Annotated in this window: 20 protein-coding genes and 1 pseudogene; 5 read left to right on the plus strand and 16 right to left on the minus strand. The window is 61.7% G+C overall.

All coding sequences use genetic code 11. The annotated features are described in order from the left end of the window. Nucleotides 1-493 precede the first annotated feature (493 nt). The 14 genes from BLL36_RS28800 to arnC all read right to left on the minus strand — a co-directional run bounded on the left by BLL36_RS28800 (nucleotide 494) and on the right by arnC (nucleotide 17,476). Nucleotides 494-1,645, minus strand: coding sequence for an acyl-CoA dehydrogenase family protein (locus BLL36_RS28800; RefSeq protein WP_076954979.1), 1,152 nt, complete (start codon nucleotides 1,643-1,645; stop codon nucleotides 494-496). A 3-nt stretch (nucleotides 1,646-1,648) separates the two neighbouring features. Continuing rightward, entirely contained in the window at nucleotides 1,649-2,752 is a 1,104-nt protein-coding gene (locus tag BLL36_RS28805; RefSeq protein WP_076954980.1) for an enoyl-CoA hydratase/isomerase family protein, read from the minus strand. 116 nt (nucleotides 2,753-2,868) lie between these two features. Next, on the minus strand, nucleotides 2,869-3,720 hold the full coding sequence (locus BLL36_RS28810; RefSeq protein WP_076954981.1) for an alpha/beta hydrolase: 852 nt from the start codon (nucleotides 3,718-3,720) through the stop codon (nucleotides 2,869-2,871). Further along, nucleotides 3,717-5,387, minus strand: coding sequence for a cytochrome P450 (locus BLL36_RS28815; protein WP_231998976.1), 1,671 nt, complete (start codon nucleotides 5,385-5,387; stop codon nucleotides 3,717-3,719). The genes BLL36_RS28810 and BLL36_RS28815 overlap by 4 nt, the downstream gene beginning before the upstream one ends. After that, on the minus strand, nucleotides 5,335-6,954 hold the full coding sequence (locus BLL36_RS28820) for an acyl-CoA dehydrogenase family protein (protein WP_231998977.1): 1,620 nt from the start codon (nucleotides 6,952-6,954) through the stop codon (nucleotides 5,335-5,337). Before BLL36_RS28820 ends, BLL36_RS28815 begins: the two co-directional genes overlap by 53 nt. A 270-nt stretch (nucleotides 6,955-7,224) precedes the next feature. After that, nucleotides 7,225-7,935, minus strand: coding sequence for an HPP family protein (locus tag BLL36_RS28825; RefSeq protein WP_076954983.1), 711 nt, complete (start codon nucleotides 7,933-7,935; stop codon nucleotides 7,225-7,227). Between the two features lie 229 nt (nucleotides 7,936-8,164). Next, nucleotides 8,165-9,787: an ArnT family glycosyltransferase gene (locus BLL36_RS28830; RefSeq protein ID WP_076954984.1), complete on the minus strand. Its 1,623-nt coding sequence runs from the start codon at nucleotides 9,785-9,787 to the stop codon at nucleotides 8,165-8,167. Nucleotides 9,788-9,790: 3 nt separating this feature from the next. Beyond that, the gene (locus tag BLL36_RS28835; RefSeq protein WP_076954985.1) at nucleotides 9,791-11,170 is read right to left on the minus strand and encodes a UDP-glucose dehydrogenase family protein; all 1,380 of its coding nucleotides are present in this window, start codon (nucleotides 11,168-11,170) and stop codon (nucleotides 9,791-9,793) included. Next, nucleotides 11,167-11,580 (minus strand): 4-amino-4-deoxy-L-arabinose-phosphoundecaprenol flippase subunit ArnF, encoded by a 414-nt coding sequence (gene arnF, locus BLL36_RS28840; protein ID WP_076954986.1) that lies wholly within the window; start codon nucleotides 11,578-11,580, stop codon nucleotides 11,167-11,169. Before arnF ends, BLL36_RS28835 begins: the two co-directional genes overlap by 4 nt. Beyond that, nucleotides 11,577-11,924, minus strand: a complete 348-nt coding sequence (gene arnE, locus BLL36_RS28845) for a 4-amino-4-deoxy-L-arabinose-phosphoundecaprenol flippase subunit ArnE (protein ID WP_076954987.1) — start codon at nucleotides 11,922-11,924, stop codon at nucleotides 11,577-11,579. Before arnE ends, arnF begins: the two co-directional genes overlap by 4 nt. After that, entirely contained in the window at nucleotides 11,921-13,576 is a 1,656-nt protein-coding gene (arnT, locus tag BLL36_RS28850) for a lipid IV(A) 4-amino-4-deoxy-L-arabinosyltransferase (RefSeq protein ID WP_076954988.1), read from the minus strand. The genes arnE and arnT overlap by 4 nt, the downstream gene beginning before the upstream one ends. Continuing rightward, on the minus strand, nucleotides 13,573-14,457 hold the full coding sequence (gene arnD / locus BLL36_RS28855; RefSeq protein WP_076954989.1) for a 4-deoxy-4-formamido-L-arabinose-phosphoundecaprenol deformylase: 885 nt from the start codon (nucleotides 14,455-14,457) through the stop codon (nucleotides 13,573-13,575). Before arnD ends, arnT begins: the two co-directional genes overlap by 4 nt. Next, nucleotides 14,457-16,448, minus strand: coding sequence for a bifunctional UDP-4-amino-4-deoxy-L-arabinose formyltransferase/UDP-glucuronic acid oxidase ArnA (gene arnA / locus BLL36_RS28860; protein WP_076954990.1), 1,992 nt, complete (start codon nucleotides 16,446-16,448; stop codon nucleotides 14,457-14,459). Before arnA ends, arnD begins: the two co-directional genes overlap by 1 nt. Then, nucleotides 16,445-17,476 (minus strand): undecaprenyl-phosphate 4-deoxy-4-formamido-L-arabinose transferase, encoded by a 1,032-nt coding sequence (gene arnC / locus BLL36_RS28865; RefSeq protein WP_076954991.1) that lies wholly within the window; start codon nucleotides 17,474-17,476, stop codon nucleotides 16,445-16,447. The genes arnA and arnC overlap by 4 nt, the downstream gene beginning before the upstream one ends. A gap of 412 nt (nucleotides 17,477-17,888) precedes the next feature. On the opposite strand from arnC, the gene BLL36_RS28870 reads away from it, so the two are divergent. After that, nucleotides 17,889-18,713, plus strand: coding sequence for a M949_RS01915 family surface polysaccharide biosynthesis protein (locus tag BLL36_RS28870; protein WP_076954992.1), 825 nt, complete (start codon nucleotides 17,889-17,891; stop codon nucleotides 18,711-18,713). Between the two features lie 108 nt (nucleotides 18,714-18,821). Beyond that, the gene (locus BLL36_RS28875) at nucleotides 18,822-19,736 is read left to right on the plus strand and encodes a site-specific integrase (protein WP_076954993.1); all 915 of its coding nucleotides are present in this window, start codon (nucleotides 18,822-18,824) and stop codon (nucleotides 19,734-19,736) included. Between the two features lie 135 nt (nucleotides 19,737-19,871). Here BLL36_RS28875 and BLL36_RS28880 read toward each other — a convergent pair whose 3' ends face one another. Continuing rightward, entirely contained in the window at nucleotides 19,872-20,729 is an 858-nt protein-coding gene (locus BLL36_RS28880; RefSeq protein ID WP_076954994.1) for an SDR family oxidoreductase, read from the minus strand. Between the two features lie 112 nt (nucleotides 20,730-20,841). Further along, nucleotides 20,842-22,050, minus strand: a complete 1,209-nt coding sequence (locus BLL36_RS28885; protein WP_076954995.1) for a multidrug effflux MFS transporter — start codon at nucleotides 22,048-22,050, stop codon at nucleotides 20,842-20,844. Nucleotides 22,051-22,678: 628 nt separating this feature from the next. Between BLL36_RS28885 and BLL36_RS31860 the strand changes: the two are divergent. The 3 genes and pseudogenes from BLL36_RS31860 to rbsK form a co-directional block, all read left to right on the plus strand. Then, nucleotides 22,679-22,963, plus strand: a pseudogene (locus BLL36_RS31860) (HAMP domain-containing protein); the annotation flags it as partial. 132 nt (nucleotides 22,964-23,095) lie between these two features. Beyond that, a complete protein-coding gene (locus BLL36_RS31865; protein ID WP_394329507.1) occupies nucleotides 23,096-23,821 on the plus strand; it encodes a methyl-accepting chemotaxis protein in 726 nt (241 codons plus the stop codon). 197 nt (nucleotides 23,822-24,018) lie between these two features. Continuing rightward, complete coding sequence (rbsK, locus tag BLL36_RS28895; RefSeq protein ID WP_076955018.1) at nucleotides 24,019-24,939, plus strand: ribokinase; 921 nt, start codon at nucleotides 24,019-24,021, stop codon at nucleotides 24,937-24,939. Nucleotides 24,940-24,963: the final 24 nt, after the last annotated feature.

The raw sequence follows: 24,963 nt of genomic DNA on the forward strand, positions 1-24,963 counted from the left end.
TATCACTTTGGTCATGACACTGGCCGGTGCTTTTTTCTCAAACCGCGCTAGAACTTCTGCCCACATCGCTTTCGTCACCCTGACTGGAGTTTTGAGGGATTTTATCAAAGACCTTGAAAGGGCTGGCCCTTACGGCGGGTCACTTTTTGAAGAGCGCAAAAAGTAACCCAAAACGCTTCGCCCCACCACTCGGTGCCTCGCCTAGGCTCGGCATGCCCGTAATCCGACATTGATTTGGGGGGCCGCCGCCACGCGCCATCCATGGCGCGGGGCGGCTAAACCGGCGTCCTGCCGGTTTACCCCCCAAATCAACATCGAATTAAGGCCAGCGTGGTTGACGGGGCGCCTCAGATCAAGATCAAAAACAAAGCGCGGCGGCCTTAGAGCCGACCGGTATTCATGTCGAACTCGGTTCAAAATGTGGGAGATTGGTCAACTGAAAGTTGTGTAGATACCCATGGCCATCGCAGGCAAGCCAGCTCCCACATGTCAGTTATAGCTGGTAATTTTTCAACTCCCGCGCAATCACCATCCGCTGAATCTCGCTGGTGCCCTCGTAAATCTGCGTAATCCGCGCATCCCGGTAATAACGCTCCACCGGGTAGTCCTCCAGGTACCCATACCCACCGTGAATCTGCATGGCTGACGAGCAGACCTTCTCGGCCATTTCCGAGGCAAACAGCTTGGCCTGGGACGCTTCGGACAGGCACGGCTTGCCCGCGCTGCGCAGGCGGGCCGCATGCAGGATCAACAAACGCGCAGCGTTGAGCTGGGTTTGCATGTCGGCGAGCAGGTTGGCCACGCTCTGGTGTTCGATGATCGCCTGCTTGAACTGCACGCGGTCACGCGCATAGGCCAAGGCGGCCTCGAACGCAGCACGGGCAATGCCCAGCGCCTGGGCGGCGATGCCGATGCGACCACCTTCCAGGTTGGACAGGGCGATGGCCAGGCCTTTGCCGCGCTCACCCAACAGGTTCGCTTCGGGGACGCTGCACTGGCTCAGGGTGACCGCGCAGGTGTCCGACGCACGGATGCCCATCTTGTGTTCGGTGCGATCCACCACGAAGCCTGGTGTATCGGTCGGGACGAGAAACGCCGAAAGGCCTTTTTTGCCCAGCTCAGGGTCGGTCACGGCGAACACGATGGCGAGCTTGGCGCGCTTGCCATTGCTGACAAACTGCTTGGCGCCGTTGATCACCCACTGCCCGTCGCGCAGTTCGGCGCGGGTGCGCAGGTTGTGCGCCTCAGAACCGGCCTGGGGTTCGGTCAGGCAGAAGCATCCGATGGCCTGGCCGCTGGCGAGATCGGCCAGCCAGGTTTGCTTCTGTGCGTCTGTGCCGTAGTTGAGGATGGGCCCGCAACCCACTGAATTATGGATACTCATCAGCGCGCCAGTGGCGCCGTCTCCGGCGGAGATCTCTTCGACGGCGAGGGCATACGCGACGTAATCGACATAGGTGCCGCCCCATTCTTCCGGCACCACCATGCCCAGCAGGCCGAGCTCGCCCATTTTCGCCACCAGGGCGTCGTCGATCCAGCCGGCTTTCTCCCAAGCCTGGGCGTGGGGGGCAATTTCACCGCGGGCAAAGTCGCGCGCCATGTCGCGAATCATCACTTGTTCTTCTGTATATTCAATGTCTTGCATGGCTTAGTTCACAACCTTCTTGAAGTGATCGAAGAAGCTTTGCACATGGCTCGGGTTCAGCTCGTGCAAGGTTGGCGGGTTCCAGCGCGGGCTCTTGTCCTTGTCGATGATCAAGGCGCGCACGCCTTCGATCAGGTCGCCGCGTTCGAACCATTGGCGGTCCAGGTGCAGTTCCAGGGCGAAACATTGCTCCAGGGGCAGGCGACGGCCACGGCGCAGCATCTCCAGGGTGACGGCCATGGCCAGCGGCGAGCGGGTTTTCATCAGGTTGGCGGTGGTCAGCCCCCATTCGCGGCTGTCGGCGACGGTCACTTGCTGCAACTGCTCAACGATGCTTGCGACATCCGGCAGCGCGAAGAAGTGATCGATGGCGGGGCGCAAGGCGGCCAGCGGCGCATCGGGCAGTCGCTGCACGGCGAGTTTAGCCAGCACGCCCTGCAAATCCTTGAGCGGCGAGCCATGCCATTGCAGGCCGTCGAGCTTGCGGTCGAGATCGGCGAACCTGGCGCTTTCCAGGTACCAGTCAGCCAGGCCGCAATAGAGCGCGTCGGCGGCGTGAATCTGCACCCCGGTCACGCCCAGGTAGGTCCCCAGCTCGCCGGGGACGCGCGACAGGAAATAGCTGCCGCCCACATCAGGGAAGTAACCGATGGCCACTTCCGGCATCGCCAGGCGGCTGCGCTCAGTGACGACGCGCAAATCCGCGCCTTGCACCAGGCCCATGCCGCCGCCCAGGACAAACCCGTCCATCAGCGCCAGCACCGGCTTGCGGTAATGGTGGATGGCCAGGTCCAGTGCGTATTCCTCGACGAAGAAGTCCTGATGCAGGGTATCGCCGTTCTTGAAGCTGTCGTGAAGCGAGCGAATATCGCCGCCCGCGCAGAAAGCCTTGTCGCCGGCGCCGCGCAGCACCACGGCATATACCTGCGGGTCGTCGGCCCATGCCTGTAGCTGCGACGCCATGCTGCGCACCATCTGCAGGGTGATGGCATTCAAGCCGGCGGGGCGGTTGAGGGTGAGGTGGCCGATATGGTTACGGACCTCGGCGAGCACTTCGTCCTGAAGCGTTTCTGCGTGGCATGCTTCGGATGAAACCTGAGCAGTCATCGATAACTCCCTGCTTTTATTGTCTTTATCAAGATGTTCGCGGGCGAACTCTCTCGTGATCGTACCAGCGCAAATTTGCCCAGTACAACCTTCAATCGTGCAGGTGGTTTTTGCATTTATGCAGAGGTGCCAGCCTCCGTGAAATGCCTCGCCAACGCTTCGGCGCACAGCAGGATGGCGCGTCTGGCCTGCGGGTTGGCGGCGGGGTAGTTGATAAAACCGTGGCACATACCGGCGTACTCCTTGTGGCGCACCGGCACACCGGCTTTTTTCAAGCGGCTCGCGAAGGAACGTCCTTCATCGCGCAGCAGGTCACAGCCGGCGGTTATGATCAGCGTAGCAGGCAAAGCGTTGAAACAGGTGTCCCGCGCCGGCGAGAGCCAAGGGTGAGCCAGAGGCACACCCGGCGGCACGTAGTGACCCAGGTACCCGTCCAACTTGTCGGCGGTCAAGCCGAAGCCGTCGGCGAATTGCTTTCGGGAACGATTGCACGCCAGGCAGTCGAGCACCGGGTATAGCAGCAACTGGAAACCTATTTCGGGGCCCTCCAGATCCCTGGCGATCTGGCTAATCGCGGCAGCCAGCCCCCCGCCGGATCCACCGCCTGCGACTGCCATGCGCGAGGCGGCCAGTCCCAACCCGGCACCTTCACGTGCTATCCATTCGGTAGCGGCGTAGCAGTCTTCCACCGCTCGGGGAAAACAACGCTCGGGCGGGCGGGCATAGTGCACGGCCACCACTGCGCAGCCGGCCCACTCACACATGATTCGGCAGAAGCTGTCATGGGTGTCCAGATCGCCCGCAACCCAACCGCCCCCGTGGAAAAACATCAGCACCGGCGCCGGATCCGGATGCGCTGGCCGATACAGCCTGACCGGCACCGACCGGCCCCGTGTGGTAAGCGTGATATCGCTTATCCGCATGACCACAGCATCGCGTACCGCCTGGCGTTCCTGGGCCACGTTCATAATTGGCCGACCACGGCCTGGGCTTCGATTTCAATCAGGAATTGAGGTGCTATCAGCGCCTTTACGCAGAGCAACATCGTCGTGGGTTCGCAGTTGTTGAAAAACTTCTTGTGGGCCTTGAGGATTTTGCGCCACAGCTCCATGTCGGTGGTGTACATGCGCGTGGCAACCACGCGCGTACGATCGGTGCCCAGCTGCTTGAGCGCGGTCTCGATGATCTCCAGGCATCGCCAGGTCTGACCATAGACATCGTCTTCGGCGAAAGGCTTGCCTTGCTCGTCGAACGCGACGGTCCCGCTGGTCATGATGAGGTTGCCGGCGCGCAGCGCGCGGCAGTAGCCACCTTTCTTTTCCCAGGGCGCTGCGGAAAAGCAACGGGTAATAGCATCGGCGGAGGGAGCCAAATCCACTTGAATCCGACTCAAGCCACGAAACTGCAGGCTGTTGCCGCGCCAGAGCGGCGGCCGCCCTTTAATGAGGTGCATGTGCGGAAAACGCCGCAGCAGGGTGGTGAACAGAATCTTGGCTTCCAGTTTGAAAAGCAGGCGGCCCATGCAGAAATGGGGGCCGCGCCCAAACGCCAAGTGGTCCAGTTTCGTGCGCTTCAGGTCGAATTGATCAGGGCGAGCAAAGCGCGCCGGATCGCGATTGGCTGCCGCCCGCATCAGAAACACCAATTCACCTTTGCGCATGGTTTTACCATGCAGAACCACGTCCTCCGTCAGTACCCGATGACTCAGTTGACCGGCCGGGCAAATGCGCAATGCCTCCTCGATAGCAACGTCTATCAGTTCGGGATCGTCCCTGACTTGCGCCCAGCGCGTTGGCTTCTCCAGCAGGTAGAACAGGATGATTCCCAATTGGTCGGCACTGGTGGTCGTGGCGGCAACCAGGACGAATGCCAGTTGGGCCAGGCCGTCTGCCTCGCTCATGCCCGATTTGTCAGCGGCGACGATGACTTGACTGACCAGGTCGTTTCCGGGCGCACGTCGGCGTTGACCAATGAGCCGGGAAAAATAGCCGTACATCTCTTCGATGGCCTGCAGCGCCTGTTTGGGGCCATAAGCCGGGTCGGTGCTGCCGACCATGCACACGATAATGGCGTCGGTCCAGTTCCTGATTTTCAATGCGTCTTCGGCTGGAATATGGAACAAATACGCCAGAATGAATGCGGGGATCTTGTTGAACAGCTCAACCATCATTTCCGGACGGGGGCTCAACTGGGTCAGTTGGTCGTCGACAATCTGTTGAATCGCATCGCCAAGCGCCTCGATAGCGCTCGGGCTGAAGGCTTTGCCCAAGACTTTACGCCCTGCCTCATGCTCCTTGCCGTCCAACGAATACATCCAACGGGATGCTTTCTCGACAAAGGGCTCCAGCACCGCACGTTTTGCCTTGGATAACTGTGCGTCCGCCAGTTGGCGCATGCGATTGGATGAGTAACGTTTAGCATCCACCTGCGCGGCGTTGACGTCACCGAACCGGGTGAGCAGCCAAGCCTTGTGGTGCTCGCACCAGTGCACCGGGTCGTGTGTGCGCATCCAGGCGAAGGCCCGGTAGGGATCACGAATGATTTTCGGATCGGAGAAATCAGGTGGACTCTGAAGGGCCATTTCATTGCTCCTCATACAGTGGTCGCGTGAACTGACGGATGTAATCAGGCGCATCGATCATCGCGCTGATCAGGGCCTGGGGCGGTTTGAGCTGGCCTGCCAGGCGCGCGATCTGCGTTTGGGTGGCATGCTGGCGCAGGTTCTGCACGCGTGGGCTCAGCCAGGAGTGCAGTGGTCCGTAGAACACTTCAACCAGGTCGGTAAGTGTCTCGGAGTCCAACAACTGCGGGCTTTCGACTTCCTGAATAATCAGGTCCAGAGCCCTGGCATAGGCCATGCCCACGGCCTGTTGATGGTCAAACCCTGCCGTCTCGGCGCATTGCGAGACGATCTTCGCTTCTACCCACTGGCCGAGATTGCTGGGCGTGCTGCCGACAAAGCGTGGCCGCGCCAACGCGTCCCTGATGATCTGGTAGGCCATCACTGAGCTATCACCGGCGAACGTATTGGCGACTTCGCAGTCCATACGTTGCGTGACGATCTGGTTGTAATGGTGAAAGCCTTGGGAGCCGCACAGCTCACGGGACAGGGCGATCACATCGAGCCCCAGCCAGGCACCGACGGCCTTGTCCAGTGCCGCCAACAGGTGCAACTCCTTGCGTCGTGGGGGCTGCGCCCAATGCGCTTCGAAGCGCTTGCGTACCGCTTGCTCCAGGTATTTGAGCGCCAGGGCTTTGAGCTGTATGGCGTAGAGGCGCTGGCGGAACAGCGGCTGGCTCAAGAGCGGCTTTCGGCCATCTGCACCGTGGACCAACCGGTGCCGGGCGAACCTATACCCCAAGTGCGCCGAAAGGCCCGCGCTGTGGCGTATGCCCGCCATGAACAACAACCTCTCCTGAAGGAAGGTCTTCAACGAATCAATGAAGCGTTCAGCCAGCGGCAGGTCGCTGACAAAAGCGCCGTCGTCGGTAAAGTGTGCGTGCCGTTGCAACAGTGCATCCATCGGGATGGTCATGTGGTCGAAGCGGATTGCGGCGACCTGATTGGCGTGAATACCCCCCTTGGGATCGCAGGCCATTACCCGAACCCCCTCTTGGAGGCGGCCGTTTTCCCGTTTACGAATCACGACGCGAAACCAGTGATGCCCCTGATCCTCGCCGTCTACCATCAGGCGCGCAATTACCATCACCACCTGCGCCGCGCGCAGCGCATTGCCTATCCAGCATTTGCAGGCTTGAGGGGAGGGGGAATGAAGGATCAAGCAGTGGCGCTTACGATCATAGGTCACTTGGGTTTGCACGTGGCGCACGTCGGTGCCTACGCCCACTTCCGTACAGCCGAAGGCATAGACCTTACGCAGGCGCAGGGCCTCGTCGCGATAGCGCACCACTTGGCGGGGGCTGGCGTGGTTGAACAGCGCATCGACGGCGATCATATGGTCGACGATCGAGGAGTGCAGCGCGTAGTCGAATGCGCCCAGCCAGCCCATGATTTCGCAGAGTTTGGCAAACTCCCGTTGACGCGACTGCCCCAGCCACAGTTCGTTACTGATGACGCCGCTATCGAAAATCGCATGCATGCGCCGGATGGTCAGGTCCATATAGGCCTGAAGGCCGAGATGATGACGTTGTCGCGGCTCAAACAGCGAAGAACTGAACAGCGCTTTAAGCGTGGCTTCCATGGCCGAGCTCTCCCGTTTCCAACATTAACTGTCGAAACACTTGAGCAGGAGCGCCGGCAGGGCGAGTGGCGTGAGGGGGTAACGGAAGTGACCGATACACGATAACGCCCAATGTACATTGGACCATAGCCAGACATTCCTTTGTCTTCGCTACTGGAATTACGCGGATCCAGACGTCAGGGTGAACAGCAGACAACTTCAAGTGGTGTATTTACTCTAGTCCGCGCATGACCCATTGCAAGGTGCGGTATTCGCCGTCCGTCGCACCTGTCATACCACCCGACTTGCCAGCACTTCCCCGATGCTCCGGCGCCTGGCATGGGTTTCCGCTGCGTGGATCAACTGTTCAAGCTCGGTGGGCTCCACATCGTAGAACCGCTCCATTTCGGCCAGCGCCAGCTTCAAATCGGCGGCGGTGATGGCGGGGTCGCTAGCGGCGTTGGGGTTGACCAGGAGTGCGGCGGCTGGTTCGACTGCGCCTTTGGGGTAGCGCGTGCGGGTGGCGTTGTTGTAAGCCAGCGCACAGGCCAGCAAGCCGCCGGCGCCCAGCAGCACGGCGCCCAATTCGTACCAGCCGAGGGCGGCGGAGGCGGGGTCGGCCAATACCAGCGTCATGGCCAAGCCCCCGGCCGGTGGGTGCAGGCAGCGCAGCCAGCACATCAATATCACCGTCATGCCCGCCGCCAGGCAAGCGCCGCCCAGGGAGGGACCCAGCACGCGGGCGATCAGCAGGGCCACCACGCCCGCGCACAGGTAGCTGCCGATGATCGACCAGGGCTGCGCCAGCGCACCGGATGAGACGGCGAACAACAACACGGCTGAAGCGCCGAGCGGGCCGAGCAGGTGCAGCGCGACGTCCATGCCGAACGCTTTGGAGCACAGCCAGACACTGAACAGCGTACCCAGGGCCATACCGATGGCGGCACGGCTCCATTCGGTAGGGCGGGTGTTGATAGCAGCGGGGAACCAGCGAGCGAGCATTGAAAGGGGATCCATAAACAGCGGGCAAAAAAAAGGCTTGTCTGGTTGCCCGGAAAAGCCCTTTGAAAGTTCCAGCATTTGGGGGAAGGAACGCTGTGCAGTGTGCCGCCCTTGGGGAGCGTGCGCCAATGCATATTAATGAGGGTTGAGTGCAAAAATAATGAGCTGTAACGGCTTCAATTGGACAGCGCACAGGCGTTTTCTGCGCCGTGAGCCGCCGGTACCGACGTCAAGGCTGCGCTGTCTTGTCCAGGTGCAGCAGCACGTAAGGGTTGTGGTCAAACGCTCCGGACAGAGTCGGGGTGATGGCGCGAAAGCGCGGGTCTGCCAGACCTTCATAGTCCGCTTCGCTCATCACCAGCCAGGCGGGCCCCTGGATCGGTTTTAGGTCGCCAGCCTGTTGGGTAAACAACGGCACCTGGTCGCAGTCGAGGTTGACCATGTACTTGATGGCCTTGGCGTCTTTGCCCAAACCGTGCAAGACCACCGGCGCCCGCTGCGCCATCACCTGTTCATGCACTCGGAGGGTAAAGGTGCGGGTGTCATAGACACTGCGCAGCAGCGGCTCGACCACCAGGATATAGGTGCCCCACACCGCCAGTACTGCCACAAACGCGGGGCCGACCGGCCGCAGGCGCGCCTTGAACAGCATGACCAGCGCCAGGGCCTGCAGCGCCGCAAGCGTGCCGAGCACCCAGCCGAGAGCGTTCAATTGTTCCGGGTAGCGCGCACGTGCGACTAACAGGCTGGCGATCAACAGGGTCGGCAACAGCGTCCAGATCCCCAGCATCAGCCCACGCAACCCGGCGAACAGCCGCCCGTGCGCGACGTGGAACGGATACGCCGCAATAATCGCCGCCATGGGCAGCATCGGCAGCACATAACGCGCCTTTTTCGCCTGGGGAATGGACAGGCCGAGCATGACCAGCAGCCCCGCCGCCGCGCAGTACCCCACCAGCCGCAACGCCGGCCCCGGCGCTCGCCGCCCGCTGATCAGCATGGCCAACAACACCAGCAGTGCCATCGGGTACGCCATGGCGGCGTTGCCCAGGGAACTGGTGAAGTAATACAGCACGCCACTGGAGCCTTCGCTGCCATCCATGCGCCCCAGAAACTGCATGCGGATCACGTCCTGCATGAAGCTTTCGCCGCCGCTGAGCTTGGCCATCAGCAACAGCAGGCCCACACAGGCCACCAGCAAGGCCAGCGCCAATAAGCCAAAACTGATGAGCTGGCGCCATTGACGGTTGAGCAGGTAGTAACTGCACAGCATGCCCGTCGGGATGACCAGGCCAATCGGCCCTCGCACCGCAAAGCCGAGAATCAGCAGCAGGTACACCCAATGCAGGCGCTTGGCCGCGCCGAAGTGGTCATGGGCATACCCCAGGTAGAACACTGCCAAGGCAATCGCCGCCAGCATCTGGTCGAGGGACACCGCGCGGGTTTCGCTGATAAACGTGCTGCTCAGCAACAATACCGCGATGCTCAACACGCCCCAGCGCTGGGAGTAGGACGCCGTCAGGCGATACACCAGGGTGACGATCGACGCCGAGGCAACCGCCGTCGGCAACCAGGCGGTGAGGCTGGTGACCTCGCCGAAGGGCAATGACAACAACCAGGTCAGCAGCGTCGAAGTGGCCAGGTAATCCGCATAAGGCTGCCCGTACGTGGTGGGAAAAAAGCCTGGCCCATGGCGCAGCATCTCTTGGGCGAACAGCACGAAGCGTGAGTCGAAGCCAATGATCGCCTGGTGCCAACTGCCGGCGATAAACAGCAACAACGCCAGCAAGCCCAAACCAAGGGATTGGCGGCGGATCGGCGGGCTCAGCAGGGGCGGTCGATCTTTATTCACCTATCAGGCTTCCACAACCTGCGGCAGCCACTGCTGCTGGGGAATCGGCAACTGGCAGGAGTCGCCACGGCCGATCGGGTAATACTGGAAGCCCTTGCGCGCCAGGCGTTCGCCGTCGTAGAGGTTACGTCCGTCAAAGATCACAGGGGTTTTCAGGCGCTGGTGGATCAGGTCGAAGTCCGGCGCCTTGAACTGTTGCCATTCCGTGCAGACGATCAGCGCATCGGCGCCGGTCAAGGTCGACTCGGGCGTACCCATCAGCATCAGGCGCGCTTCGTCAGCGTAGAGGCGCTGGGTTTCCTGCATGGCTTCCGGGTCGAAGGCGCGCACGTTGGCGCCGGCGGCCCACAATGCTTCCATCAGCACGCGGCTGGGGGCATCGCGCATGTCGTCGGTGTTGGGCTTGAACGCCAGGCCCCACAGGGCAAAGGTCTTGCCGCGCAGGTTGCCCTGGAAGAACGCATTGATGCGTTCGAACAATTTGCTCTTCTGGCGCTGGTTGATCGCTTCCACCGCCTCGAGCAGATCGCTGGAGCAGTTGGCCTGCTTGGCGCTGTGGATCAGGGCACGCATGTCCTTGGGGAAGCATGAGCCGCCGTAGCCGCAGCCGGGGTAGATGAAGTGATAACCGATGCGCGAGTCGGCGCCGATGCCAAGGCGCACGGCTTCGATGTCGGCGCCCAGGTGTTCGGCCAGCTCGGCGATCTGGTTGATAAAGCTGATCTTGGTGGCCAGCATGCAATTGGCGGCGTATTTGGTCAGCTCGGCGCTGCGCAGGTCCATGAAGATGATGCGGTCATGGTTGCGGTTGAACGGGGCGTACAGGTCGCGCATCACCTCGCGTACTTCTTCGCGCTCACAGCCGATGATGATGCGGTCCGGGCGGCGGCAGTCGGCGACGGCCGAGCCTTCCTTGAGAAACTCCGGATTGGAGACGATATCGAATTCCAGGTGCCGGCCGGCCAGGTGCAGGGCCTTCTCGATGTGTGCCCGCAGGGTGTCACCGGTGCCGACGGGCACGGTGGATTTCTCCACCAGAATTACCGGGTCCCTGCGGTGCCGGGCCACCGCATCGCCCACCGACAGCACGTACTTCAGGTCAGCCGAGCCATCTTCGTCCGAAGGCGTGCCCACAGCGATAAACAGCACCTCTCCATGCTCGACGGCCAGCTTCTCGTCAAAGGTGAAATGCAGGCGTCCGCTCTCCAGGTTCTCCTTCACCATCGCCGCCAGCCCCGGCTCGAAGATGCTCACATGGCCCTGCTGCAACAGCTTGACCTTGTTCTGGTCGACGTCCATGCAAATGACGTCGTGACCCACCTCGGCCAATACAGTGGCCTGCACCAGGCCGACGTAACCACTACCAAATACACTGATTTTCATGGGGCATTCCTGGGACTTGTAGCGCTAACACGACGAGAGTTGATAACCAACACACCGAAGATGACAAACGCCACCCCCAGGGTCTTTGAAACGGAAAATTCTTCATTGAACACCGGCAGGCTGGCCGCCAGCAGGTACACCAGCGCATAGCTGACGCTCAGCAACGAATAGGCGCGGCCCAGGGGCAGGTGCTTGAGCGCGCCAAGCCAGCAGAGCATCGACAGCGCGTAGGCCAGGATCGCCACGATCACCACGCCAAGGGCGCCGAGATCGATACCGCCGTTGTTGAAAGCGCTCAGCCATGCATCGGGCAGCGGCAGGCGCGTCATGCTCCAGCGCATGCCCAGTTGGGCGGCGCTGACCAGGCCGACACTGCCCAAGGCCAGGGCAAAGCCTTGAACCCGGCTCATAGGTGGCGCCCCAGCAGCACGACACCGCCGATCACCAGCGCCACGCCCAGCCAGTGACGGCCATCGACGGGCTCATCAAAGACAAAGCGCGCCACCAGCGTGACCAGCACAAAATTCAGGCTGAGCATGGGGTAGGCAATGCCCACTTCCAGGCGCTGCAATACCAGCAGCCACACCAGCAGGCCCAGGCCCAGGCACGCCAGCGCCGACCACAACCAGGGCGAGCGCAGTTTCAGCGCCCAGCCATCCGGCAGGTCGCGCCAGCTTTCCACGGCGAATTTCTGCGAGACCTGGCCCATGCAGGTCAGCAGGCAGGCGGTCAGCAACAGCAGCAGGGTGATCAAGGCGTCACCTGCGGGAATACCAGGATCACGATGTTGCCTTGCTCGTAGCGCTTGCCGTCGCTGGGCAGCAAGGCGACTTCGGCCCGTTCATCCTCACCTTTGACCCGCATCACCACCGCCACCGAGCCTTTTTTGCGGGCCTCGAGCATCCATTGCTGGACCTGGGTAGTGTCCACCTGATGATGGCCGGCATCCGGGTAGGCGAGGCCGTATTTGACTTCGCCGACGGTGTTGTAGAGCGTCACGTCCGGGCGCGCCAGGCGCCATGCCAGCGCCGACGCCGCGCCCAGGTCATTGCTCAGCAGGGCGCTGGCCGGTTGCAGTTGCTGCAGGTGATCGATGATGAATTGATCCGGAGTCTTGTTGTACACCACCGAATGGGGCAATGCGGCCGGCAGCAACGCCACCAACAGCCAACTGCCGATCACCGGCGCCGCCCACAGCCGCAAAGGCTGCGCCGCTTGCAGCAGGTTGACAAGGATCCAGCCGAACAGCGCGGTGAACACCAGCACCAGGCTGAGGGTCTCCTGACCGGGCGCGTAGACCGGCTTTTTCAATTGAAACCAGGTCAGGGCCAGCAGCACCACGACGCCAATGATCAGGTTCAGCCCGCCGTTGATGCGCAAGGCCCGGTAACGGCCCTGGGCCAATTTGTCAGCCAGGGTGTTGCCCATCAGCAAGGCCAGCGGCAGCAGGCACGGCAGGATGTAGGCCGGCAGCTTGCCCTTGGCCAGGCTGAAGAATGCCAGTGGCATCAACAGCCACAGCAGTACGAAGCCGATGTTCGCGCTGCGTTTGTCCCGCCAGGCCTGGCGCAGGGTAGACGGCAGCAACGCGATCCACGGCAGGCTGAACGCGACCAGCAGCGGCAGGTAATACCAGAACGGTTCGGCGTGCTGCGCGTCGTCGCCGGCAAAGCGCTGGATGTGCTCGTGCCAGAAAAAGAAGTTCCAGTAATCGGGTTCCTGCAGGTGCACGGCCAGTGCCCACGGCAGGCTGACGATAATCGCCACCAACACGGCAACCAGTCCATAGCCCAGTAGTTCACGCAAACGCTTTTGCCAGATCGCGTAGGGCAGGGCGATCAATACCGGCAGCAACCAGGCCAGGAAGCCCTTGGTCATGAAGCCCATGCCACAGGCCAGGCCGAGCAATGCCCAGGACCCTAGCCGAGCGCTGCGCGTGGTGCTGTCGAAGCAAAACCACAAGGCCACGCCGGTCAGGTTCACCCAGAAGGTGAACTGCGGGTCGAGGTTGGCATAACCGCCCAGGGCCGCGACGCTGACAAAACTCATGTACAGCAGGCTGCTGGCCAGGCTTTTGTGCGGGTCGTTCCACAACCGGCGCGACACCCAGTACACCAGGAGGATACTCAAGCCGCTGCTCAAGGCCGATGCAAAGCGCACGCCGAACAGGTTCTGCCCGAAGATCGCCTGGCCCAGCGCGATCATCCAGTAGCCCGCGGCGGGCTTCTCGAAGTAGCGAATACCCATGAAGTGCGGCGCGGCCCACTTGCCGGTCAGCAGCATTTCCTGGCTGATCTGCGCGTAGCGGGTTTCATCCGGGATCCACAGGCCATGGGTGGCCAGCGGCAGCAGGTAAAACACAGCAAACGCCAGCAGCAACAAAGGCAGGGCCAGACGACGGATCATGCCTGTTGCACTCCGAGCCAACCCTCACGACCGGGCAACGCACCGCGCACCAGGTGTTGCTGGGGCAGGCTGGCCGGGTCGCCGGGCAACAGCTCGCCCAGCGGCGTGAAGTCGATGCCGCGCTGCGCTGCCTGGGCGAGCAACTGGCGAAAATCGTTGGCCATCAGTATCCCTTCTACTTCGGCGTGGATCGTGTAGACGTTGAGCCTCGACGCGGCAAAACGATCGAGGATGAAGCTGTTGAAGTCTTTGGCAACCACCACCGGCCCAACGACTTCGTCGAAGGTCGGCAGGTCTACCGGAATTTGTGGGGTGCCCGCGCTGCCATCGGCCAGGGTTGGACAAAACAGGCTGGTGCCCCGGCAATCGCTGTTGTAGCGAAAGTTGAAACCTTGCTTGGCTTGCACCACGCGTTCGTCGGCACGCCAGCCGGCGGCGGCTGAACAGTCGACGCGCTCACCGAGGATGTCGCTCAGGGTGTCGACACCCCGGCGGATCTGCTCGACCAGTTGGGCCTCGCTCCAGCGCCCGGTGTTGGCCTGCCAGCCGTGGTGGTCCCAGGCGTGCAGGCCGACTTCGTGCCCGGCGGCCTTGGCCTGGCGCATCAAGTGCCCCAGGTCGCGGCCGATCGGCTTGCCCGGCCAGGCGGTGCCGGCCAGCAAGATATCCCAGCCGTACAGGCCGGCGGCATTGGAACGCAGCATCTTCCACAGGAACTGCGGGCGGATCAGGCGCCACAGGTGGCGGCCCATGTTGTCCGGCCCGACACTGAAGAAGAACGTCGCTTTCACCGAGGCTTCATCCAGGGCTTCGAGCAGCCGCGGCACACCGTCACGGGTGCCACGGTAGGTGTCGACGTCGATGCGCAGGCCAGCTTGCATTAACGTTTGTCCGCGATTTCAAGCATGGCTTCACGCAGGAAGAAATCCAGCGTGTTGCCGATGGTTTCGCTCATCTCAACGGTCGGCGCCCAGTTCAGCAGGCGCTTGGCGTTTTCGATGCTCGGCTTGCGGTGCGCCACGTCCTGGTAACCGGCGCCGTAGAACGCCTTGCTTTCCACGTCACGGAAACCGGCGAACGGCGGGAAGTTGCCGCGCAGCGGGTGGGCTTCGAACTGACGCAGCAGCTCTTCGCCCAGTTGGCGGATGCTGGCTTCGTTCTCCGGGTTGCCGATATTGATGATCTGGCCGTTGCACACGTCATTGTCGTTATCAATGATGCGCGCCAGGGCTTCGATGCCGTCGGCGATGTCGGTGAAGCAACGCTTCTGCTCGCCACCGTCGAACAGGCGGATCGGGGTGCCTTCCACCAGGTTGAGGATCAGTTGGGTGATGGCGCGCGAGCTGCCGATACGCGCCGAATCCAGGCGGTCCAGGCGCGGGCCCATCCAGTTGAACGGACGGAACAGCGTGAAGTTCAGGCCCTTGGCGCCGTAGGCCCAGATCACGCGGTCCAGCAGTTGCTTGGAGACCGAGTAGATCCAGCGCTGCTTGTTGACCGGGCCCACCACCAGGTTGGAGGTGTCTTCGTCGAAGTACTGGTCCTGGCACATGCCGTAGACTTCGGAGGTCGACGGGAAAATCACGCGCTTGTTGTACTTGACGCAGTAGCGCACCAGCTTGAGGTTCTCTTCGAAGTCCAGCTCGAACACGCGCAACGGGTTGCGGGTGTATTCGATCGGCGTGGCGATGGCCACCAACGGCAGGACCACGTCGCACTTCTTGATGTGGTACTCGATCCACTCGGTGTGGATGCTGATGTCGCCTTCCACGTAATGGAAATTCGGGTGGCTGCGCAGGCGCTCGATGGCGTCGGAGCCGATGTCCAGGCCGTAGACTTCGTAGCGGTCGTCACGCAGCAGGCGCTCGGACAGGTGGTTGCCGATAAAACCGTTCACGCCGAGGATCAGCACGCGGGTGCGGCGCGGCTTGCGGCCGGACTCGGCACCGCGCAGCACGGAGCCGTCGACCAGGCCCAGTTCATTGGCCAACGACGGGCCGGCGAGGTACAGGCCGTTGTCGTTGCGCTGGCCGAAGGTGATCACCAGGGAGTCTTCAGCGCAAGCAATGCGCAGCGGGTTGACACTGATCACACGGCCCGGCGCCAGGCCTTCGTTACCCTTGACCACCTCGGCTTGCCACACGATCAGCTTGTGCTCGCCGACCGCGCAGAAAGCGCCAGGGTAAGGCTGCGTCACGGCGCGAACCAGGTTGAACAGCTCTTCAGCCGGTTTATTCCAGTCAAGCTTGCCGTCGGCGGCGGTGCGGCGGCCGAAGCAGGTGGCCTGGCTTTCGTCCTGGGCAGTTTCAGCCAGCTTGCCTTGCACCAGTTGCGGCAGCGCATCGCGCAGCAGATGGCTGGCGGCCTCGCGCAGTTTGGCGTGCAGGGTCAGGCCGGTGTCGCTGCGTTCGATGGTGACTTTGTGCTGGGCCAGGATCGCGCCGGCATCGGCACGTTTGACCATGCGGTGCAGGGTCACGCCGGTTTCGGTTTCGCCGTTGACCAGCACCCAGTTGGCCGGCGCGCGGCCACGGTATTTGGGCAGCAGCGAGCCGTGCAGGTTGAACGCGCCCTGGCGTGCGGAGGCCAGCAATGGCTCGCTCAGCAGGTTGCGGTAGTAGAACGAGAAGATGTAGTCCGGGCTCAACTTGGCGATGCGCTCGACCCACAGCGGGTGGTTGGCGTCTTCCGGGGCGTGCACCGGGATACCGTTGCGCGCGCACAGCTGGGCGACGGAGGCGTAGAAGTTGTTTTCCTTGGGGTCATCGGCATGGGTGAACACGGCGGCAATGTCGTAACCCGTCGCGAGCAGCGCTTCAATCCCGGCACAGCCAATATCGTGATACGCGAATACAACAGCTTTTGAACTCATGATTGGACCTGATCAGCAGAAGTAGAAGTATGGGAGGACACCAGGCCGTCGACGACGACCACCGGAGCCGGTGCTGCGGGCGTATTGCGCAGCACTTTTTCGATAAAGAAGCGCGGGCGGGCGCGCACATCGCTGTACATGCGGCCCAGGTATTCACCCAGCAGGCCCATGCCGATGAATTGGCCGCCGGTGAACACGAACAGCACCGCAAACAGCACGAACAAGCCATCGCCCGCCCAGTCGGCGCCGAAGGCCAGGCGCATGACGATCAGCGCAAAGGCAAACAGCATGCCCAGCGCCGCCAGGCTGAAACCGACGATGGACAGCAGGCGCAGCGGGGTCGTGGTCATGCAGGTCAGCAGGTCGAACATCAGGCTGATCAGGCGCATGGCGCTGTATTTGGATTCGCCGTGTTCGCGCTCGGCGTGGTGCACCAGGATCTCGGTGGTGTGACGGGCAAAGCCGTTGGCCAGGATCGGGATGAAGGTGCTGCGTTCGCGGCAGGCGAGCATGGCGTCGACGATGGTGCGGCGGTACGCGCGCAGCATGCAGCCGTAATCCGTCATGGCCACGCCGGTGGAACGCTGCACGGCCAGGTTGATCAGGCGCGAAGGCCAGCGGCGAAACGCCGAGTCCTGGCGATTGTTGCGCACCGTGGCGACCACGTCGTAACCGAGGGCGGCCTGTTCTACCAGGCGCGGGATTTCTTCGGGCGGGTTCTGCAGGTCGGCATCGAGGGTGATCACCACGTCGCCCCGGCATTGCTCGAAACCGGCCATGATCGCCGCATGCTGGCCGTAGTTACGGTTGAGGATCACCGCCACCACGTGGCTGCCTTCCTCTACGGCTGCGTCTTCCAGCAATTGCGCCGAATTGTCGCGGCTACCGTCATCCACCAGGATGATTTCGTATTCGTAGGCCAGTTGCTTGCAGGCTGCCGTCGTGCGCAGCAGCAATTGCGGCAGGCTCTCTTCTTCGTTGTAGACCGGGATAACGATCGACACGCAATGAATAGGGTAGGGTTTCAAAGATTCATGACCTCGGGGTTTAAGCAACTTGGAGCATGGAAACAGCAGCAATCATTGGGCGAAAGTCCAGGCCGCAGACCCGGAAGCGCCGCCAAAGGTGAAGTGTAATCAATAGCTTAGACGCTGTAGCGCAGTTAGCGGTGAAGTGCTGTGTTCAAGATTAAGCGTAAACATGTGGAACAGATATGAAAGGCAGATGAAAAACTCGTTTATTTGACAGGTAGACAGCTAGGGTTCAGCTAGACAACTAAGGGGCCGCCGGCTTTAGTTGCCGGGCGAAATAGGAGCCGTGAACCGGGCATTTGGTTCAACGGGCGCGCCTATGCGCCGTCAATGAATTTTAGTGAAGAATCTTCTCTGCAATGCACCGCAAGTGCCGGTAAAGTAAGCCGTCTCTTGCCAGGGTGATCGGATGAATAGCGTGCAGCTTTTACGCGGCCAGTTGCGGCCGGCTTTGTTGGGATCGTTGATCGGGTTGTTGATGACCGTTGCGTGTGCCGCCCCGGCGCAGGCCGACGACGCCGTGGCGCTCAGCAGCCTCGACCAGGTGCCGGACGGCGTGGAAGTGCGCGGCAAGCAGATCGCCGCCTATACCTGGGACGACCGCCAAGGCAAGAACCTGTTGGTACTCGCCGAGCAAATCAGCGAGCGGGACGATGACGGCACGCAGTCGGCGTTCGTGTACGCGGCCCAATACCTGATCGACGGCAACCGTCCCAAGCGCGTGTGGATGCTCTACGACGACGTGCAGCATTGCCAATTCGATGCCTCCCTGCGCTTCGACAGGGCCGCGACCAAAGTCACCGACTTGAGCGGCGATGGCATCACCCAGGCGACCGTGGGGTATTCGCGCACCTGCACCAGCGACGTCAGCCCTAACGAATTCAAGCTGATCATGCATGTCGGCAAGGCGCAGAAGTACCGTTTGCGCGGTGTCGACCGCTACGGCGCGGCCTGGTGGGATGAAGAGGCCGGCGCGCTGCGCGGCATGCCATTGCCCAAGGACTGCAGCGTGGCCGGGCAACAGGCGCTGGTCAGCCAGTACAAGGAGCAGGGCACCGAGTTGCCGTTGCCAGGCTGTTATGGCGATGAGAAAGACTTTGCCAAGGCGCCAGAGGCTTACCTGACGTTCATGCGCGAGCATTGGTTCGCCCTGATGCAGAAACAGGACAGCGAATGGAGCCAGGCCCAGCTCCAGCCGCAGGCGCCCACCGAGGAAGACGATACGGCCCCGTGACTTGGTGCCAGGGCCGCTCCCGGGTTAGACTCAGCCTTCGCCAATTCACTAAATACCTCGATTTAACAAAGGCTTGTTCGAGGTATTTAATCCAAAGGCTGATCTACATTGACTGAGTCCATCCGCAACCCACTGACCCTGTACCTCACTCGCCTGGCCCCCTCCAGTCAACTGACCATGCGCTATGTGCTGCAAGACGCAGCCGACCGCCTGGGCTTCGAGGACATCAACCTTGAAGACATCGACTGGCACCTGTTGCAACCCGAACACGTCATTGCCCTGGTCGCCGCTTTACGCGAGGACGGTTACGCACCCAATACCTCATCGTTGTACGTCAACGCGGTACGCGGGGTGATGAACGAAGCCTGGCGTATGAACCTGATCAGCCAGGAACACCTGTTGCGCATGCGCACGGTCAAGGCTGCCTCCGGCACGCGATTGAGCCAGGGCCGCAACCTGCGCCGCAGCCTGATCCGCGAAATGATGGAAGTCTGCGCCGCCGACCCACGCCCGCAAGGCCTGAGGGACGCAGCGGTGATTGGCATTCTCTACGGCTCGGGCATGCGCAAGTCGGAGTCGGTTAACCTCGACCTGGCGCAGCTTAACTTCGAGGAACGCAGCCTGCGGGTGATCGGCAAGGGCAACAAGGAGTTGATCAAGTACGCGCCGGATTGGGCGTTCGCCAAGCTGCAGGCATGGCTGGCGTTTCGGCGCGAGCAGCTCAAGGAAGGCGAGCAGGACGACAGTTTCCTGTTCAACCGCATCCGTCGCGGCAGCCATATCACCCGTGAGCGCATCACCAAGCATGCGATCTATTACATCGCCCGCCAGCGCGGTGAGCAGGTGGGGGTGAAAATCATGCCCCATGACTTTCGCCGCTCGTTCATCACGCGGGTGATCGAAGAGCACGATTTATCGATCGCGCAGAAGTTGGCGCACCACACCAATATCCAGACGACCGCCAGTTATGACGTGCGCGACGACAATGAGCGGCGGCGGGCGGTGGATCGGTTTGATCTGTAATGGCAGCCAGGCTTATGTGGGAGCTGGCTTGCCTGCGATAGCATCACCTCGGTATGACTGATACACCGAGGTGTCTGCATCGCAGGCAAGCCAGCTCCCACACAAGCCCGCTCCCACAGGGGATTTGCGTAAGGGTTAGAGAATGGGTTTACCGCCGGTCACCGCATAACGCGAGCCGGAGATATAACTGGCTTCATCCGACGCCAGCAGCACATAAATCGGCGCCACTTCCACCGGTTGGCCAGGCCGGCCCAGCGGGGTTTCGGCGCCAAAGTTCTGCACATCCTCGTCGGTCATGGTCGCCACAATCAACGGCGTCCAGATCGGCCCGGGCGCTACGCTGTTGACCCGGATGCCCTTGCTGCCGAGCAACTGCGCCAGGCCACCGGTGAAATTGGCAATCGCGCCTTTGGTCGCGGCGTATGGCATCAAGGTCGGCTTGGGCATGTCCGAATTGACGGACGTGGTGTTGATGATCGAACTGCCGGCCTGCATATGCGGCACGGCGGCCTTGCAGATACGAAACATCGCCGTGATGTTGATATCGAAGGTCTTGACCCATTCTTCGTCCGAGATTTCCTCAAGCGTTTCGTGGCTCATCTGGAACGCGGCATTGTTGACCAGCACATCGATGCGGCCGAATTGTTCGACCGTCTTGTCGACCAACTCCTGACACACGCTTTTCTGTGCGATATCACCGGGGAGCAGCAGGCACTGGCGTCCGGCTTCTTCGACCCAGCGCGCGGTTTCCTTGGCATCGTCGTGCTCGTCCAGGTAAGCGATCGCCACATCGGCGCCTTCGCGGGCAAAGGCGATGGCGACCGCACGGCCAATACCGCTGTCGGCGCCGGTGATCAGTGCGATTTTGTTGGCCAACCGACCCGAGCCTTTGTAACTCTGTTCGCCGCAATCGGGGTAGGGATCCATTTTTTTCTGGGAGCCGGGCACGGATTGAGTCTGAGGTGCGAACGGTGGGCGAGGATAGTCAGTCATGTTTAATCTCCATAGTTATCAGAGGTGCTATGGGATTAGTAGTTGGCAGGTGAGCGATAGTTGTAGTGGATGCCGGTCGGGCCCGACGAATGGTGCGTCGGGCCCATGCGTCTCAGGAGGAGGGCGGGGCGCTGGCCAAGTGAGCCGGCAAGCGGCGCAGGGTCCAGATCACGGTCAGCATCGCCGCGACGGCGCACAGCGCGATGCCGATCAACATCGGCGCGGGCGTGTGATCGGCAAACACACCGACCAGGGTCATCGACACGGCAGCGGTGATCATCTGGATCGCCCCGAGCAAGGCCGACGCAGAGCCGGCCACCGCACCATGATCCTCGAGGGACAATACGCCAGCCGCCGGCAGCAGCAGGCCCAGAAAGCCGAAGCCGATAAACAGCAGCGTCATCATCAAGACCAGGCTGTCGACCCACAGGGTGGTAATCGCCAGCACTACCATCACCGCCGCTACCGCCACCACAGACCCGCGTATCAACGGGGCCAGGCCAAAGCGCGCGCTGAGGCGGGCGGTCAGTTGGCTCATGGCAAAGAACGACGCGGCGTTCAGGGCAAAGCACAGGCTGAACTGCGTAGGCGTCAGGCCGAAATACTCGATGTACACGAACGGCGCGCTGCCGATAAACACAAAGAACGTAGCCAGCCCGAAGCCGCAGACCACCGATAAACCGATGAACACCGGATCGCGCAGCAGCGCCCCATAACTGCTGAACGCGGTGCCCAGGGTCTTGCCTAGCCGGCGTTCGGCGGGGTGGGTTTCCGGCAGTTGCAGGATGGTCATCAGCAGGCATGCCACGGCCACGACCGCCAACACGGCAAACACTTCCCGCCAGCTCCACAGCGAGATTATCAGGCTGCCGGCCAGCGGCGCGAGGATCGGCGAGACACTCATCACCAGCATCAACAGCGCCATCAGTTTCGCGGCTTCATGGCCGGTGTACAGGTCGCGCACGATCGCCCGCGGAATCACCATGCCCGCGCAGGCGCCGAAGGCCTGCACGGCACGAAAAGCGATCAGCGTTTCGATATCGGGTGCCAAGGCACAGCCCACACTGCCCACGGCGAAGATCACCAGGCCGATATAGATCGGCGGCTTGCGCCCGAACACATCACTGAGTGGCCCGTAGAACAGTTGGCACACACCAATGATGACGAAGAACACCGTGAGGCTCATCTGTACCAGCGCCGGCGAGGCGTGCAGGCTGGCGCCCAGCGTTGGCAGGGCCGGCAGGTAGATGTCGATGGCGAAGGGGCCGACGGCGGTGATCAGCCCCAGGAGCAGGGCGAGATGGGCGATACGTCGAGACATGGGCAGTTCCGGGCGAAGCAAAGGGCCGCCAGCTTAAGGTATCCGCGCAGATCCGCAAACTTAGGCTTCACTAACGGACAGGCGCTGCCGATAACGTGATCAGCGATGCTCAAAGGGTTGGGTTCCCAACCGGCCGCAGGCTACGGGGATAACAGGCATGACGATCAAATTACGCTTGATGCTGTTGATAGCGACCGGGCTGCTCACTGCGCTGATCATGAGCCTGGTCAGCTACGTGGGAAATATGCGTATGGACCAGGCCGTGCAGGACAGCGAGGTCAGCATGGCGGTGCTGCGCAACCACATGGAGGCCGACATGATGCACGATGCCCTGCGCGCCGACGTGTTGTCGGCGATGTTGGTGGGGTTGGGCAAGAGTGCCACCACCAAGGCCGAGGTCAACAGCGCCTTAAAGGAACACGCCGAACATTTCCGCCAGGTACTTGGCGATAACTTCAAGCTGCCGGTGGAAGATACGATCAAGGCAGGCCTGGAGAACATCAAGCCCAGCCTTGAGACCTACATCAGCACCGGTGAACGTATTGTCGCACTCGCTCTGAACGATCCTGAAGCCGCGCGCGGACAATTGGATACCTTCCATGCCGCTTTCAGCCAGCTGGAAGACCAGATGGCGAACCTGAGCGAACTGATCGAGAGCCACACCCAACGGGCCAGTGCCAGCACACAAGAGGCCATCCACACCGCCAACTTCACTCTGGGAGCGGTGTTGATTGCCAGCCTCTTATTGCTGTTGGCACAGGGGCGCTGGGTCATTCTGAGCATCATGGGCCCGTTGCAGGCGGCCAGCCGCATTGCTGCCAGTATCGCGCGGGGCAACTTGAGCGAAGCAATTGTCGAACCCAAGCGCAAGGACGAAGCCAGCTCGTTGATCCGCAGCCTCGCCACCATGCAACGCGACCTGCGCGGCATGATCGAAGTGGTGCGCAGCAACGCCCAGGGCGTCAACGGCATGAGCGAGCAACTGAGCCACGGCTGCCATGAAGTCGCCGACAGCAGCCAGCAGCAAAGCGCGGCCGCCAGCACCATGGCCGCCGCCGCGAGTGAAATGACCGCCAGCATCGAGGAAATCACCCGGCACGCCGGGCGCGCCCTGGACATGGCCAACCAGGCAGAGACCCTGGCCAAGGAAGGCGGCCGGGTGATTCATCAGGTGGTCAGTGACATGGACGGCATCGCCCGTTCCGCGCAGCAATCGGCCCTGGTAATCCGCACGCTGGACAAAGAGTCCGAGGCGATTTTCAGCATTATCCAGGTGATCAAAGGGATCGCCGACCAAACCAACCTGCTGGCCCTGAACGCCGCAATCGAGGCCGCGCGCGCCGGTGAGCAGGGGCGCGGTTTCGCGGTGGTCGCCGATGAAGTGCGCAGCCTCGCAGGACGCACCAGCGCGTCGACCCAGGAAATCGCCAGCATGGTCGGCCGCATCCAGCAGAGCACGCGGGAAGCGGTCACCAGCATGGAGGAGGGCGTTGCCCAAGTGGATAAAGGCATGGCGGTGACCGCCGAGGTGGAGCGGGCGATCCGCGAGATTCTGCAGGCCACCTTGAGCACCACCGAAATGGTCAACGATATCTCGCGTACGATCGGCGAGCAGAGCCTGGCCAGCAATGAAATCGCGCACCAGGTGGAGATGATAGCGGGGATGTCGGCCAGCAACAGCCGCATCATTGGGGAAACCGCCTCTACCACCGATGAGCTGTCGGGTTTGGCCGGCAAGTTATCGCAGTCCGTGGATCGCTTCAGCTTGTAACGCAGGCAACATTGCCTGATTTAAACCGGCGTTCGACCGACCGGCCCACTACGGGCCGGTTTTTTTTGTGCGTTACGCAGGTTTCATTGATCGACTATCGCAAAAAAAAGATTGAATATTCACACCTAATGTTATTTAAATAACAAAACAAGAGCGGCATGATCGGCCTGGTCGTGCTGCAACAAGGTGGAATAGCAATGAGCAAGATCGCAGTCATCGGCAGCAATATGGTGGATTTGATTACCTACATCGACCGCATGCCGGCCCAGGGCGAAACCCTGGAAGCGCCGGGCTTTGCCCTCGGTTGTGGCGGCAAGGGGGCCAACCAGGCTGTGGCGGCCGCCAAGCTTGGCGCCGATGTCCTGATGCTGAGCAAGGTCGGCGACGACATGTTTGCCGACAACACCGTGGCCAACTTCCAGCGCTTTGGCATCGACACCCGTTATGTACAGCGCGTGCCTGGCGTTTCCAGCGGCGTCGCGCCGATCTTCGTCCGGGCCGATTCCCATAACAGCATATTGATCGTCAAAGGCGCCAATGCGCATTTGTCGCCGGCGGACATTGATGCCGCCGCGGCCGACCTGCGCGAATGCACGCTGATCGTGCTGCAACTGGAGATCAACCTGGAGACGGTCTACCACGCCATCGAATTCGCTCAGCGCAACGCCATCGCGGTGCTGCTCAACCCGGCACCCGCCCTGGCCGGGCTGAGCGCCGAGCACTTGGCGAAGCTTGACTTCCTGATCCCCAATGAATCGGAACTGGCGTTGATCAGCGGCCAGGTGGTGGACTCGCCTGCGTCAGCCCAAACCGCCGCGCGTAGCCTGGTGGCCAGCGGCATTCGCCATGTGATCGTCACCCTCGGCGAACATGGTGCGCTGTATGTGGGCGAGGAGGGCGAGTTCCAAGTGCCTGGCGTACAGGTGGTGGCCCGTGACACCACCGGGGCCGGCGATGCCTTTATCGGTTGCTTCATCCATCACTGGAACCGCGACGGCCATATCCGTGAGGCCATGGAACAGGCCGTGGCGTATTCCGCTTGCTCGGTCATGGGATTGGGTACGCAGACGTCTTACCCCGACGCCGAAACGTTCGAGCGCTTCCAGCAACAGCGATAACACCTTCAAACCAGCCCGGAGAAC

This window comes from Pseudomonas cedrina subsp. cedrina, assembly GCF_001983175.1.
Taxonomy (GTDB): Bacteria; Pseudomonadota; Gammaproteobacteria; order Pseudomonadales; family Pseudomonadaceae; genus Aquipseudomonas; species Aquipseudomonas cedrina.